General features: G+C 60.3%; 12 protein-coding genes. 6 read left to right on the plus strand and 6 right to left on the minus strand.

Annotation, left to right across the window (positions count from 1 at the left end; all coding sequences use genetic code 11):
* Positions 1–21: 21 nt before the first annotated feature.
* The 5 genes from CS903_RS02435 to CS903_RS02455 are packed head-to-tail and all read right to left on the minus strand — an operon-like array spanning position 22 to position 5,990.
* Positions 22–1,041: a LacI family DNA-binding transcriptional regulator gene (locus CS903_RS02435; protein WP_164996648.1), complete on the minus strand. Its 1,020-nt coding sequence runs from the start codon at positions 1,039–1,041 to the stop codon at positions 22–24.
* Positions 1,042–1,092: 51 nt separating this feature from the next.
* A complete protein-coding gene (locus CS903_RS02440; protein ID WP_099331971.1) occupies positions 1,093–2,682 on the minus strand; it encodes a glycoside hydrolase family 1 protein in 1,590 nt (529 codons plus the stop codon).
* A 5-nt stretch (positions 2,683–2,687) separates the two neighbouring features.
* Positions 2,688–3,602: a carbohydrate ABC transporter permease gene (locus CS903_RS02445; protein WP_099331972.1), complete on the minus strand. Its 915-nt coding sequence runs from the start codon at positions 3,600–3,602 to the stop codon at positions 2,688–2,690.
* Positions 3,599–4,681, minus strand: coding sequence for a carbohydrate ABC transporter permease (locus CS903_RS02450; protein WP_242491717.1), 1,083 nt, complete (start codon positions 4,679–4,681; stop codon positions 3,599–3,601). The genes CS903_RS02445 and CS903_RS02450 overlap by 4 nt, the downstream gene beginning before the upstream one ends.
* Positions 4,682–4,685: 4 nt before the next feature.
* Positions 4,686–5,990, minus strand: coding sequence for an ABC transporter substrate-binding protein (locus CS903_RS02455; RefSeq protein ID WP_099331974.1), 1,305 nt, complete (start codon positions 5,988–5,990; stop codon positions 4,686–4,688).
* A 367-nt stretch (positions 5,991–6,357) separates the two neighbouring features.
* Between CS903_RS02455 and CS903_RS02460 the strand changes: the two genes are divergently transcribed.
* From CS903_RS02460 to CS903_RS02470, 3 genes are read left to right on the plus strand one after another with little or no spacing between them, the layout of a single operon-like run.
* Positions 6,358–6,774 (plus strand): hypothetical protein, encoded by a 417-nt coding sequence (locus CS903_RS02460; protein ID WP_129587569.1) that lies wholly within the window; start codon positions 6,358–6,360, stop codon positions 6,772–6,774.
* Positions 6,753–8,180, plus strand: a complete 1,428-nt coding sequence (locus CS903_RS02465; protein WP_099331976.1) for a tyrosine-protein kinase domain-containing protein — start codon at positions 6,753–6,755, stop codon at positions 8,178–8,180. The genes CS903_RS02460 and CS903_RS02465 overlap by 22 nt, the downstream gene beginning before the upstream one ends.
* 10 nt (positions 8,181–8,190) lie before the next feature.
* Positions 8,191–8,880 carry an arsenate reductase/protein-tyrosine-phosphatase family protein gene (locus tag CS903_RS02470; protein WP_164996649.1) on the plus strand — a complete coding sequence of 230 codons (690 nt, stop codon included), beginning with the start codon at positions 8,191–8,193 and terminating at the stop codon, positions 8,878–8,880.
* A 22-nt stretch (positions 8,881–8,902) separates the two neighbouring features.
* Here CS903_RS02470 and CS903_RS02475 read toward each other — a convergent pair whose 3' ends face one another.
* Positions 8,903–9,274 carry an EamA family transporter gene (locus CS903_RS02475; RefSeq protein WP_099331978.1) on the minus strand — a complete coding sequence of 124 codons (372 nt, stop codon included), beginning with the start codon at positions 9,272–9,274 and terminating at the stop codon, positions 8,903–8,905.
* A gap of 34 nt (positions 9,275–9,308) precedes the next feature.
* On the opposite strand from CS903_RS02475, the gene CS903_RS02480 reads away from it, so the two are divergent.
* The 3 genes from CS903_RS02480 to thrS all read left to right on the plus strand — a co-directional run bounded on the left by CS903_RS02480 (position 9,309) and on the right by thrS (position 14,003).
* Positions 9,309–10,781: an amidase gene (locus tag CS903_RS02480; protein WP_099331979.1), complete on the plus strand. Its 1,473-nt coding sequence runs from the start codon at positions 9,309–9,311 to the stop codon at positions 10,779–10,781.
* A 111-nt stretch (positions 10,782–10,892) separates the two neighbouring features.
* Positions 10,893–11,957, plus strand: coding sequence for a lipid II:glycine glycyltransferase FemX (locus CS903_RS02485; RefSeq protein ID WP_242491718.1), 1,065 nt, complete (start codon positions 10,893–10,895; stop codon positions 11,955–11,957).
* A 21-nt stretch (positions 11,958–11,978) separates the two neighbouring features.
* Entirely contained in the window at positions 11,979–14,003 is a 2,025-nt protein-coding gene (gene thrS, locus CS903_RS02490) for a threonine--tRNA ligase (RefSeq protein ID WP_099331980.1), read from the plus strand.

Raw genomic sequence — 14,003 nt, forward strand, 5'->3', positions numbered from 1 at the left:
GGGGGTCGGGCGCTCAACTGTCTAAGCAGACTCGCGGACGATGAGTTCGGTGGGAAGGTAGATGACCTGAGGTGGCAGGGTGGGTTCTGCGAGGCGCCGCTCAAGCAGCATCGCCATTTGGCGCCCCTGCTCCACCGGGTCTTGGTGAACGGTGGTCAGGTAGGGATGAGACGAGACAGCCATTTCGGAGTCATCGAAGCCAACCACCGCGACGTCCCCAGGAACACCAAGCCCCGCCTCTAGGAAGACGTCAATAGCGGCGCGGGCCATAAGGTCGTTGGCTGCAAAGAGCCCATCAAAAGGCTCCCCGGCGGCAAGCAGCTCGCGGGCAGCCGCGGCGCCGCTGTTGAAAGAGAAGTCGCCAACCACAATGGGACCACGGGTCCCACTTGCCCCAGTCACTTCCAGGAAGGCGGCAAGGCGGTGATTGGCAGCAACCATGTCATCAGGACCGGAGATATGCGCGATGCGCTTGCAGCCGCGGGCAACGAGAAGTTCTACTGCGGCATGAGTCGCCCCCGCATTGTCAACGTCAACGTAGTCGGCATCCACAATGCGCTCGGGCGGGCGCCCCCCGTAAACGACGGGGATGCGGGCCGACAGTGCTTCACCGAGCCGCAGATCACCGTGGTGGGAGAAGACAAAGATGCCGTCTGAACGTCCTCCGCCTAGCGACGCGAGGACCTTGGAGTAGGACTGCTGTGAGGTGACAATCAGGTTCAAGACAAGGTCGGTTTGGCACAGGTAAGACTCGAGGCCCTGGACCAGCGAACCAATGAAGGGGTCATTGAAGAAGGTAGAGACGTCCTCGGGAATCAGAGCGCTGACGGTCGAAGCCTTACGGGAGGCCAGGGACTTGGCCTGGTAGTTGGGGATATAGCCCAGCTCTTCAACGGCCGCCATGACGCAGGCAATCGTTTCAGCGCTAACGTCAGTAGCGCCGTTGATGACCCGGGAGACCGTGGAGCGGGAAACGCCAGCGCGTCGCCCCACCGACTCCAGGGTCACCGGACCAGGGAGCTGCCTAATCGGCTCGGGCATGGTGGTAGGACCACTGGGCGGGGTGAACATAGTTCCTCACCGTAGTCGAAGTTAGACAAGGTCGGGACGAGGGTTCGAGCTCTCCCGGCCACTAACCAGCGTCCCCTGGCGTATGAGCAGGCCCGCTTGCGGAACCATATCGAGGGCGCGTGCGGCAATAATCTTGGCATAGGCACGCCCTGACTGCTTGATGATGCGCCGCTGGGTTTCGTAGTCAACGTAGACGAGCCCGAAGCGCTTGTTGTAGCCCCAAGCCCACTCGTAGTTGTCCATCAGCGACCAATACATGAAGCCATTGATATTGACACCTCTATCCAACGCATCGAGGACTGCACCGAGGTGGGACTCCAGGTAGGCGGTTCGTTCAGGGTCCAGGACGGCGGCTCCCGGCGTGACCTCGTCGTCGTAGGCGGCGCCGTTCTCGGTGACATAGAGGGTGACCCCGGCATCTTTGGTGTACTCGTTGTGGAGGCGCTCCAGCAGATCCGTCAGCATGAGAGGGTCAACGTCCCAGTTCTGTGCCGTCTTCGGGAGGAGGGCGTCGAGTGTGACGAAGTCGCGGGAAGCACGCATCGGGTTGGTGACCGGGCGCGTAAGGGGGGCACCCCCACTGGGGGCCAGGTTGATCTCGGTGACGCCCTGCTGGGTGAGGAAGTCTGGCACCTTCAGGGCTGAAGCGACAAGGTCCCCCTGGTAGTAGTTCACCCCCAGGGTATCGATGGGAGTCGAGATGGTGGACAGGTCGCCGGGGCGGACGGCATCCTCGAAACTCGTGACAGCCGCGGGCTCAACGTTGGCAAGTTCAGCAATGATGTCGCGGGGGTAGGCACACCGAAAGAGGGGATCGAGGAACCAGCGGTTCATTTGCCCATCGACCAGACGTGCGGCGCGTTGGTCGCCCGCGCTTTTGGGGTCCAGGGGCTGAGCGACCGTGAAGTTGAGAGTGAGGCCAAGCTGGGCTTCAGGGTCAACAGCGTTCAAAGCCTGGGCGGCAAGGCCGTGTCCGAGAAGGAGGTGGTGGCTGGCAAGAAGCCCCTCAGTGAGACTCCGGTGACCCGGGGCATGTTCGCCGCCGGTGTAGCTAAGGAACGAAGAACACCAGGGTTCGTTGAGGGTCGTCCAGACGCGGACCCGATCATGGAGGGCATCGTGAACGGTGAGGGCGTAGTCGCGGAAGCGGTAGGCGGTGTCACGGTTAGGCCAGCCACCCTCGTCCTGCAGGGCCTGCGGCAGGTCCCAGTGATAGAGGGTGAGCCAGGGCAAAATATCGGCCCGCAAGAGCTCATCAACCAGTCGGCTGTAAAAGTCGAGGCCCTTCTGGTTGACGTGCACACCGTCCGGGCAAACCCGCGCCCAAGAGGTGGAAAAGCGGTACGTCTGCAACCCCAGTTCCTTCATGAGGGCGACATCCTCACGGTAACGGTGGTAGTGGTCGCAGGCCACCGCACCGGTCTCCCCGTTGACAATGGCACCGGGCACCCCTGAGAAGACATCCCAGATCGAAGGACCACGCCCATCCTCGTCAACGGCGCCCTCAATCTGGTAGGCGGCGGCAGCAGCACCGAGGAGAAAGTCCTTCGGGAAGGGCCGAGGTGTCCCTGTTCGGGCGCCCTCAAGGGATGCAATCAGGTTGGAAGTCATCGGTATCAGCCTTTCACGGCGCCTTGCATAATCCCGGAAACCAACTGTTTACCAGCGAAGATAAACAGGACCAGCAGGGGGAGGGTGGAGAGAAAAACGCCTGTCAGAACAAGCGAGTAGTCCTTGAAATGGGCGGACTGAAGCAGGGACAGGGCAACGGGTAGCGTCGGGTTCTGCTTGTCCAAGATGATGAAGGGCCAAAAAAAGTTGTTCCACGAGGACACGAAGGTGAACAGGCCCAGCATCGCCGCGGCCGGTCGCGCGGCGGGAATCCCAACGGAGAGGAAGGTCCGGAAGGAACTAGCCCCGTCAACACGGGCGGCCTCGACAAGTTCATCCGGGACGGTCTGCTGAAGGTACTGGGTCATCCAGAAGACGCCGAACGCACTGGTCATGGCGGGCACAATCACCGCGCCCATCCTCCCGGTCCACCCAATCTCAGCGAAGAGAAGGTAGAGGGGGACGACCCCCAACTGGGCTGGAACGGCCATGGTGCCGATGGTGAAGATGAGTAGCACCCGCGAGCCCTTGAAACGCAACTTCGCGAAAGCCCACCCCGCCAAGGTGGAGAAAAAGACGACCGAAACCGCTATCAGCGCAGAGGAGTAGAGCGAGTTCCAAAGGGCGCGCCAGAACTGCACGGACGGGTCGCTAATGATGGAAGCGGCATTCTCTAGGAAGTTACCGCCGGGAAGCCAACTCATGTTGGGGTCATAGATGGCGTGGGAATCCTTTGAGCCAATTAGGAAGGACCAGTAGAAGGGGAACATGAAGGCCAGAATGACAGCGCTAAGGATCCCATAGATCCACCACGGGGGCCGATTCAAGTGCCGGATGCGGCGACGTCCTCGCTTGCGGGCTGGGGCGTCCTCGATAAGGACTTCCGGAGTAGCAAGTGGCGTGGGATCGATGGCGCTCACTGTTTACCTCCTTGGGTCTGTTGCGCGAGCTGCTGGCGCTGTTCTTCTTTGACTTTGGCGAGGGCGGCTTTGGCGCGGGCACGGCGTTCCTTGCGGGTCAAGCCGTCCTTACTTCTGGCGTCTGCCACAGCGGAGCGGGTAACGAAAAGATTGAGGACACCGATGGCGAGGATGAGGATGAGGAGCAACCAGGCAATGGCGGCGGCGCGGCCGAAGTTCCACTCGCCCCAACCCGTGTTGTAAAGCAGGAGGGTGATTGTGAGCCACTGGTTGTTGTTGCCGCCGGTACCGGTCTGGTCGTACATGCGTGGTTCATCAAAGATCTGGAGGCCGCCGATGGTCGAAGTGATGATGACGAAGATCAGGGTTGGCTTCAGGGAGGGGATCGTAATGGAGAAGAACTGGCGGATCTTGCCAGCGCCGTCGACGGTGGCGGCCTCGTAAAGATCCCCGGGGACCGCCTGCATAGCGGCGAGCAGGATCAGGGTGTTGTAGCCGGTCCAACGGAAGTTGACCATGGTGGCGATGGCTACATGACTCCAGAAAGGGCTGACATGCCACAGGATCGGTTCGATACCAATGTGGGAAAGCAGCATGTTGACGGTGCCGTACTTGTCGGAGAATAGGTTAGAGAAGATCAGGGCTACTGCGACGGGGGCCATCACATAGGGGACGAGGACGCCCATACGCCAGAAAGTCTTGGCACGCAGATTTTGGTCGAGGAGGGCGGCCAGGACGACCGCCATGATGACCTGGGGGACTGACGAGAGCAGGAAGATGCTGATGGTGTTGCGCAACGCCTTCCAAAACTCGGGATGGCTGAGGACATACTGGTATTGCGCGAACCCCACGAACTCACCGCTGTTGCGGACTAGATCCCAGTCCATGAACGAGATGACGGCGGTGTAGGCGATGGGGAAGAGGCCAACGGCAATGAACACGAGGAAGAAGGGCGAGATGTACAGGTACGGCGAAAGTTTGACGTCCCACTTGCCGAACTTGTCGCCGAACCCCACCCGCCGCGGGGTGCGGGCTGGTTTGCCCGAACCCCGCTTTGGTTGCACACTTTGTGGGGCCACGATGCTAGAAGGCTTCGACCTCAGAGACGAACTGAGCCCAAGAGGTGGCTGGGTCTTGCTGTCCGTCTTCGGTGCGGGAGAGGGCGTCCTGGAAGGCCGTCATTACCTTGAAGTACTGCGGGCCTTTGAAGGGGCTAACAGTAACGGCCTGGGCGCGGTCGGAGAGAATCTTTCCGATAGGGGCGTCGTTGAAGAAGGGGTTGACTGCATCAAGCAACTCAGGCGAAGAGAGGGCATCGACCTGGGACGGGAAGGTGCCGATGTTCATGAATGCTTTGAGTTGCGTTTCTGGGGAGCTCAGCCAGGAAGCCAGTTCCTGAGCAGCCTCAACGTTCGCGCCATTAGCGGGAACCGTGAGGTAGGAGCCACCCCAGTTACCTCCGCCGTTCGGGAAGACATTGGCAATGTCCCAGTCAGCGTCGGGGGCGGCGCCCTCGACAATGCCGAGGAACCAGCCCGGGCAGAGGGTTACGGCAAAGGCGCCGTTCGCGAAGCCAGCCATCCAGTCATCTGACCATTGGGTGAGCTTGGCGGACTCGGTAGCCGATGCGGCGGTGATCTGGTCGAAGGTATCCTTCACTTCAGGGTTGGTGGTGGCGATGATTTCACCGGTCTCGGGGTCTTCAAATGCTGCCTTGTACTGGTTCAACATGCCCTGGGCTATCGCACCTGCGGAGTCATAGAAGGCGGTCCCCGACGCGGAGACGTACTGGCTTCCAACATCGAAGAAGTGAGTCCAGTCTCCGTCGAGGAGTTCGGCGACTTCCTCGCGGTCGGTGGGCATTCCAGCATCACCAAAGAGGTCGGCGCGGTAGCAAACGCCCTCGGGGCCGATGTCGGTACCGTAGCCGATTAGGTTGCCCTCAATGTCAGTGGCAGCTTCTACCTTCCAGTCGAGCCAGCGGGCTTTGAGGTCGTCAGGGACAGGAGCGAGAAGGTCGGCGTACTGCATGACTTCGGGGAGCCAGTCAACTTCGACAGCTTCGACATCGGCAAGTCCGGTCTTACCGAGTTTCTGGAAGTAGTTGGCGCGAGCATCGTCAGAGGTGGCGGCACGGTTGTGGATGACCTTCACGCCGGGGTGGGCGTCCATGTACTCCTGGAGGAGCTCGTCGGTGTAGCCAAACTCGTTGAAGGTGGCGACCGTCAACGTGATGTCAGAGGTGGCGCCTTCGGTGGTCGTTCCGTCGCTCTCAGTCTCAGTCTCCTTGGTGGGGACGGTGCCGGAGGAGCAGGCGGAAAGTACCAGGGCTGCGGCGGCGAGGACAGAAGCCCCGCCTGCCGCCTTGGATAGTGTTTTGTGGAACATCTTCACGTCCTTGTGCTGGGTGGCCTGAAGGCCACAATGGGGTCGGCTCTAGCGAGCGCGTGGGCCGGGAGCGCTCCCGAACCTTGATCTTGACCCTACCGGGAGCGCTCCCGGTGGCAAAAGAATTTCTAAGTCACAGTTCTGTAACGATTGTGATTGTGGGCTGGTCGGTTTGGGGGTAGGGCATTGATGGGGTTGGCGGCGCTCGGTCCTTCCAGTTTGGTGCGGTCGCAAAGTGTCGGAGGGCGGGTTTAGTCTGCTTTTATCGAACAGGTGTTCTAGAGGTTGGTAGAGGGAGGGGGTCATCGTGACATTGCAAACGCCACCGTTACGTGGACTCACATAGGCGCGATGCGCTCTTGACTCCTTGCCTTCGGCCGAACAACTGGCTTCCGCCCCGGATGCGGAGATACTTGCAATGGCGCGGGGTGCGGCGGCGGCGCTGAAGCAGCTGGAGGCGTTGGGGGTGGCGTGCGCGGGGATCCTTGATCGGCGTTTCAGTCAAGGCCGGCTCAAAGATGCTGTGAACCTTGGGTTTTCAGGGGCGGCGCAACTGGTGCGTAGTCTGACCGGCTCCTCGATGGCAGAGGCACGTTCTCGGGTGCGGTTGGCTTTGACGGGTGTGCCGGATGGGCCAAGGCAGGCTCCTCGTTTCCCGTTGGTCGCGGCCACGCTTGCGATGGGAAAGATCAATGAGCAGTCGGCATCGTTGCTCTCCACCACCTTGATGCGGCAAGACTACCGTTCGGGAGGATTCTCACCTTGGAACTACGGGACTATCTGAAGATTTTCCGGCAGAGCTGGGTGTTGATCCTCGTCTCTACGCTGGTTGTGACCGCGCTCTCCGCAGTATGGACTGTGGTCCAGACACCTTCCTATAAAGCCACCTCGCAGCTTTATGTCTCGGTGCGCGCTGGGGAAACCTCGCTGGGAGAGATGCAGCAGGGCACGAACTATGCCCGTCAAGCAATCGATAGCTACATTGAGGTCGCTCGAACCTCGATCGTCATGGATCGGGTCAGTGAAGAACTTGGGGGCGAACTCAGCCCTTCCGCACTGGCAGGCCGAGTGACAGCGACCTCCCCGAAGAACACCGTCCTCGTCGACATCTCAGCAACTGATTCGGATCCGGATAGGGCGGCCCTGATCGCCAACACCACCTCATCAGTCTTTGCAGACGTGGTGGTGAACCAGCTCGAGCGACCGTCCGAAGGAGCCCCTGTAAGGGTTCAGATTGACGTAGTCCAAGCGGCTAAGGTCCCCTCTGCACCACTGAGTCCCAACCCCACGCGTAACCTCACTTTGGGCTTCCTGCTTGGACTGATGGCTGGTTTGGGTTTGGCTGTCCTGCGCTCCGTCCTCGATACCCGGATCCGCACCCGCGACGACATTGCTGCAATCACCTCGGCTCCGGTACTGGGTCGCATCGCCTTTGATCCAGAAGCCGCAAAACATCCGCTCCTGGTTCAGCATGATCCTTTGAGCTCGCGGGCCGAAGCGTTCAGAACCTTCCGCACCAACCTTCAGTTCCTCAAGGTTGAGGGCAACCCACACAGTTTTGTCTTCACCTCGGCTGGTGCATCCGAGGGTAAGTCGACCACCGCAGCTAACCTTGCCATCACCATTGCGCAAGCAGGCTCCACCGTCTGTATCGTCGATGGAGACCTCCGTAAACCCCGCGTGGCTGAACTGTTTGGCGTCGAAGGGGGAGTGGGTGTTACTGACGTCCTCATCGGCAAGGTTGCACTCGCAAATGCTGTCCAGAAGTGGGGCCAGCCCAACCTCTTCGTTCTTCCAGCAGGACACCGACCCCTCAACCCCTCAGAACTCCTGGGCTCAAGGGAAATGGAAGAACTTCTCAGAGAGCTGGAGAGGAACTTCGACTTCGTCATTGTCGATGCCCCTCCCGTCCTTGTCGTTACGGACGCGGCCCTGATCGCCAAGGGCGTCGGGGGCGCGCTAATGGTCACCGCAGTCGGCCAGTCACGTCGTGATGCGCTTGATGAAGCTCTGAACACCATGGGTGCCATTGATGCCAACGTCCTCGGAATCGTCATGACCAAGGTGCCAACCAAGGGCCCCGATGCCTACTCCTACAACACCTACTACACCCAGCCGGAAGCGAGCGGACCCAAGTGGCAGAAGCCAGGGCACGCAGGCACAATCGTTGGGGCGCAGCGTCGCCGTTAGGGTTGTTCCGATGTTCCGCATCACCACTGTTTGCACCGGTAACATTTGTCGCTCACCGCTAGCAGAGTTACTGCTGCGAGCGGACTTACCGGCCACTCACTTCTCCATTTCCAGTGCTGGAGTTATGGCTGTCCCCAACGGGCAGGTTCCTGACCAACAGCTGAAGATTGGTAAGGACCTCGGCCTGACTGACCTGGCGCGCCACCGAGCCCGCATGGTCACACCCGGACTTATTGGAGCTTCCGACCTCATCCTGGCGATGTCCCGCAGGCACCGCCGCAAGCTGGTTCAGATGGACCCGCAGGCCGTGCGTCGTATCTTCACCTTGCGTGAGTTCGCACATCTGGCAGAGTACGTCACCCCGGAGGATGTCGAAGCGCTGCTGGACACCGATGTTCTTTCTGCAGCCGTCGAGGCGGTGGCGCGGATGCGGGGAATGGTACCCCCACTGGAATCCCCTGACGAGCTGGACATTGTTGATCCGTTCAAGCAGTCCAAGGACATTTACCGAGCCTCTCGCGACCAACTCCTTCCGGCAGCCGAAACAACAGCCGCTTACTTTACTGGCATCCTCGATATCTTCAGAGAGTCACACCCCCTCACTGAGCCGAACATAGTCAGCCAGGGGATCCCTAAGATCAGTCACCTTCCCAAGCGTTCTGAGCTGCGCAAACGGATGAAGTTTGGTCGCTCCCGCTAGGGCTTGGCTGAGGGCGGAAACTCTAGCGTTGCCGATGTAGCTGCCTGATCCAGTCCGCGCTGAGGACCAGGACACCCAGCCAGATGATGCCGGTCGCTATCCAGCGGGCTGGCTCCATCACTTCCTTGAAGATAACCACCCCGATGAACATCTGCAGAATCGGGCCGATGTACTGAAGCAGCCCCATGACCGCGAGGGGCAGGCCCCGTGAAGCACGTGCGAAAAGCAAGAGCGGTATCAAAGTGATGATGCCAGCGCCGACTAGCAAGCCCAGGTGAACGATTACCTCTAAGGATCCGGCCGGTCCTAGAAGCACGAAGTAGAGGGGAAAGAACCCCCACATGACGTAAACCAGAACGCCGAGCCCCAAAGATTTGCGGTCGATGTCTTGCACTAGGTGAGGATACCTTTCATGAGAGGGTGGTCCCATGGCTGAACTTCACGAACTGACGGCGCTGGAGCAGCGCACACTACTGGAAAAGGGCGAAATCGGTCCGGTAGAACTGACCTCGCATTACCTGGAGCGTATTGAGAGAATCAACCCCACCCTTCACGCCCTCACCACAGTCACCCCGGACCTAGCACTGGAACGTGCGGCTTCACTGGAAAAAGCCGTTGGCAGCAAACATTCCTCCTCACGCATTGAGTCGCCCCTGTGGGGGATGCCATTTGCGGACAAGGACCTCAACGATCGCGCCGGGGTTCGATCCACCTACGGCTCGCGACTCACCGCGGACTTCGTGCCTGAGGCGTCCTCACAAATCGTGACTGACATGGACGCGGCCGGTGGGGTGTCTCTGGGAAAGAGTAGCGTGCCTGAGTTTGGGTTCCCTGCCTACTCGGAGAACCTGTTGCCTGAGGGCTTCGCCCTCAACCCCTGGGATTTGAGTCGTGACCCCGGGGGAAGTTCATCTGGAGCAGCGGCAGCCGTTGCTGCTGGCATACTTCCTTTCGCTCCGGGGAACGATGCTGGCGGATCGGTCAGAATCCCTGCAGCTGCCTGCGGGCTGGTCGGGCTGAAACCGTCACGAGGACGTGTTCCCGGGGAGTCCGGACTAGGGGCTCTCGCGGGACTGCCAACCGGCGGCCCCATTGCTCGCACCGCAGCGGATGCCGCCTTGCTGCTAGACGGAATGGTGAGGGGGCAAAACCGGTATGCGGTTCGTGCCCCCAATCCCCGGGGACTGCCGGCAACGGGTTCCTACCTTGATGCGCTCCAGGGCGATAGCGGACGTCTCAGGATTGGCTGGAACATGTGGTCGCCGTGGGCCACCGATTACGAGATTGCGGTTGATGCTGAGGTCGAGGAGGTCTTCCGGGGGGTTCTCAGGATCGTCTCCGAGATGGGACATTCCGTTGAAGAAGCCGTGCCCACTGCTTGGCCCAGCTACGTCGACAGCTTCAGGGCCGTGTGGATGTCCAGTGCCGCAAGCCTGCCTTTCCCAGATGAGGCGCTCGGTCTGCTTGAACCGCTCACCTCCTGGCTGGTCCAAATGGGGCGCGCCCGCCCGGCCGCAGATCTTCCCCGGGCACTGGCAAATCTCAGCGCCTTTGAGGCGCAGATTATTGAGGACTACCAACCCTTTGACATCATTCTGACTCCCGCGCTGGCGATGACGGCGCGACCCCTGGGGTGGTTTGATAAGGAGGACGGCGACCTCAACTTCATCCAACAGTGTCAGTTCACACCGTTCACCAGCTACGTGAATGTAACCGGGCTTCCCGCCATCTCACTGCCGGCAGGGATGTCCCGTCCGCAAAACGGAGTCTCCCTCCCCATCGGTGTTCAGGGGATTGGGCGGCCCGGAGATGAGGTCACGCTGTTGAGACTGGCAGCCGACCTCGAACAGGTACTGAGCCCAAACGTTACGTCTCCGGGTTTGGCGCCGCTGTACAGATAAGAGTCCGGACTGTTTGTGACCGGAAAAGAGAACTCCACTAGGATCAACTTGGCCCACATCCCCGGAGGAAGAGTCGGAGAGGGGCGTGCACAGCAAACTACAGGAGGTGCGGTGCTCGAGATCCGACCGATCAGCGTAGATGAACTGCGTCAAGCACAAAGTGGTCTTGACGGGCGAGTTCCAGTTGAACAGGCACCGGCTTGGGAAAAATTCGCGGCTGCCCTGCACCACCCGTTGGTGGAGCGGCTTATGTGGCTCGAGGACGGACGCCCCGTCGCGGTTGCCACCCTCTATCAGCATGAGGTTCGCGGCGCCAAGTTCCTCTGGGCTAGGCGGGGACCGGTGTGGAGCAAGCAGCCAACACCTGAACGTGAGCAGGAGGCACTGGATCTTCTTCGTGCCTATGTTTCCTCAAAACATAAGGACATCGTCTTCATCCGGCTTCACGCCTGGTACCAGCAGGAGATTCTTCACACCCCCATGCGCGTCCTCGGCTATGACCGCACGGCGATCATCGATGGGGCCCGCGGAAACCGAGAGGCCGCACTGGCTGCGATGCCGTCGGTGGGACGCAAACTTGTACGCCGGGCAAAGAAGCTCTTTGGTGAGGCGGGCGGGACGATCTCGGAAGAGACCGGTCTCAGTCGCGAAGACTTTACGGAGTTCTACGGGCTGCTGGTAGAGACCGCAGAGCGTGATGGCTTCACTCCCCATGAAGAGGCCTACTACTGGAACATGCTCTCTGCTCTCGGCCCCGAGCATGCTCGACTCTTCTCGGCACGAGTGGATGGGCAGTTGGCCTGCTGGGACCTGGTCATTGTGAATGGAAAGAACATTGGCGCCCTCTTTGGGGCTTCCTCAGCCATCTCCCGTGACACCCGCGCAACCATCCTCCTGGACTTCGAGGTGGCCTGCATGCTCGCGGAAGAAGGCAAAGGTGGTCTTGACCTCATGGGAGTGCACTCGCCGTCGGCTCCCGGCCTCTACAGCGTGGGGCGCTACAAGCTGCAGTTTGTGCAGAACTATACGGATGTGGCGGGGTTGTGGGAGATGCCGGTGAAGCCTGCGGTCTACGGCTCAATACGTGCCGCACTGCGGGGCAGATCTGCCTGGCGTTCAGCCTCTCGCCGCCTGCGACTACTATTAGACCGGTCGGGTGAAAGGCGCCCGAACTAGATTCCTGATGCTGGGGGAGAAGTGGCAGCTATTACGGTAAGTGTTGACGGAGGCTCCCAGGAAGTCGAGCTCGGCACAACGGGTCTTGACCTCTACGGCAAGCAGCGTTCGGTCGTGGCCATGTTCCTTGATGGTAAAGAGGTTGATCTCGCTACCGAACTGCCCGACGGAGGAGTGGTGGAAGCAATCACCATCGACTCCCCGGAGGGTTTGGCAATTGTGCGCCACAGTGCTGCCCACGTCCTCGCCCAGGCCGTGCAGGATGTGAACCCCAAGGCAGATCTCGGGATCGGTCCCCCAATCACCGACGGGTTCTACTACGACTTCGGTGTCGATGAGCCCTTTACCCCGGAAAACCTGCGCGCCCTCGAAAAGGCAATGGCACGGATTGTCAAAGAGAACCAGACTTTCCGTCGCCGAGTCGTCACAGAGGAAGAAGCTCGTCTCGAGCTAGCCGATGAACCCTACAAACTAGAGCTCATTTCGGACAAGTCTTCGGCCAGTGAGGACGATGGTTCCGCGGTTGAGGTCGGTTCCGGCGACCTCACCATCTACGACAACCTTCGTCGTAACGGCGAAACCGCTTGGAAGGACCTGTGCCGCGGTCCTCACGTTCCTTCGACCAAGTACATCGGGAATGGCTTCGCCCTGACGCGTTCATCTGCCGCCTACTGGAGGGGAAGCGAGAAGAACCCCCAGCTGCAGAGGATCTACGGCACAGCCTGGGCAACGAAGGACGAACTTCGCGCCTACCAGGAACGAATCGCAGAGGCAGAGCGTCGTGATCACCGACGGCTCGGTTCCGAACTCGACCTCTTCTCGTTCCCCGATGAGATTGGTTCGGGTCTGCCCGTGTTCCACACCAAGGGCGCGGCAGTTCGCATGGAGATGGAAGACCACTCTCGCCGACAGCATCTAGCAGGTGGCTATGACTTTGTCTCCACCCCGCACATCACCAAGGGTGAGCTGTTTGAGCGCTCCGGCCACCTGGCCTGGTACAAGGACGGGATGTTCCCCCCGCTGCACGTCGACCAGGTGGTTGACGAGGAGACCGGTGAGGTGATCAAGCCCGGGCAGGACTACTACCTGAAGCCTATGAACTGCCCGATGCACTCCCTGATCTTCTCTTCGCGCGGGCGTTCTTACCGCGACCTCCCGATGCGACTCTTTGAGTTCGGAACGGTCTATCGCTACGAGAAGTCCGGTGTGGTTCACGGCCTGACTCGCGCTCGAGGGTTCACCCAGGATGACGCCCACATCTACACCACCCGCACTCAGATGAAGGAAGAGATCCGTGAGGTTCTTGAGTTCATCTTGCAGCTGCTGCGTGACTACGGCCTCAATGACTTCTACCTTGAAATGTCAACCAAGGACCCGGTCAAGTACGTGGGTTCCGATGAGATTTGGGAAGAGGCCACCTCCACCCTTCGTGAGGTGGCTGAAGAGTCCGGCCTCGAGCTGGTAGAAGATCCGGGAGGGGCAGCTTTCTACGGGCCCAAGATTTCCGTTCAGGCAAGGGATGCCCTGGGACGGACCTGGCAGATGTCCACTATCCAGCTGGACTTCAACACCCCGGAGCGCCTAGACCTGGAGTACACGGAGGCCGATGGATCACGCCAGCGACCCGTGATGATCCACCGTGCCCTTTTCGGTTCCATCGAGCGATTCTTCGCGATTCTGCTTGAGCACTACGCGGGGGCATTCCCCATGTGGCTTGCTCCCGAACAGGTCCGGCTGATTCCGGTCGCTGACGCATTCAATGAGTACCTAGAAGAAGTGGCCCAGCAGCTGAAGGCCCTGGGTATTCGTGCCTCTGTGGACACCTCTTCTGACCGGTTTGGAAAGAAGATCCGCAACGCCTCGAAGGACAAGGTTCCCGCCGTCCTGATCGCAGGTGGTGAGGACGAGGCCGCCGGGGCGGTTTCGTTCCGTCTGCGTGGTGGCGAGCAGATCAACGGCATTCCGGTCCCAGTTGCCGTCGACGCGATCGTCAAACACGTGCGTGAGCGCCGCAATGACGATGACATCGTCCTCGCGGTTAACTAG

This window comes from Actinomyces minihominis (assembly GCF_900187855.1).
GTDB lineage: Bacteria > Actinomycetota > Actinomycetes > Actinomycetales > Actinomycetaceae > Scrofimicrobium > Scrofimicrobium minihominis.

Bases quoted from the DNA above. Each gene is read 5' to 3' on its own strand.
- CS903_RS02455 (WP_099331974.1), bottom strand. From the start codon at position 5,990: ATGTTCCACAAAACACTATCCAAGGCGGCAGGCGGGGCTTCTGTCCTC.
- CS903_RS02470 (WP_164996649.1), top strand. From the start codon at position 8,191: ATGTTCCGCATCACCACTGTTTGCACCGGTAACATTTGTCGCTCACCG.
- CS903_RS02435 (WP_164996648.1), bottom strand. From the start codon at position 1,041: ATGCCCGAGCCGATTAGGCAGCTCCCTGGTCCGGTGACCCTGGAGTCG.
- CS903_RS02440 (WP_099331971.1), bottom strand. From the start codon at position 2,682: ATGACTTCCAACCTGATTGCATCCCTTGAGGGCGCCCGAACAGGGACA.
- CS903_RS02480 (WP_099331979.1), top strand. From the start codon at position 9,309: ATGGCTGAACTTCACGAACTGACGGCGCTGGAGCAGCGCACACTACTG.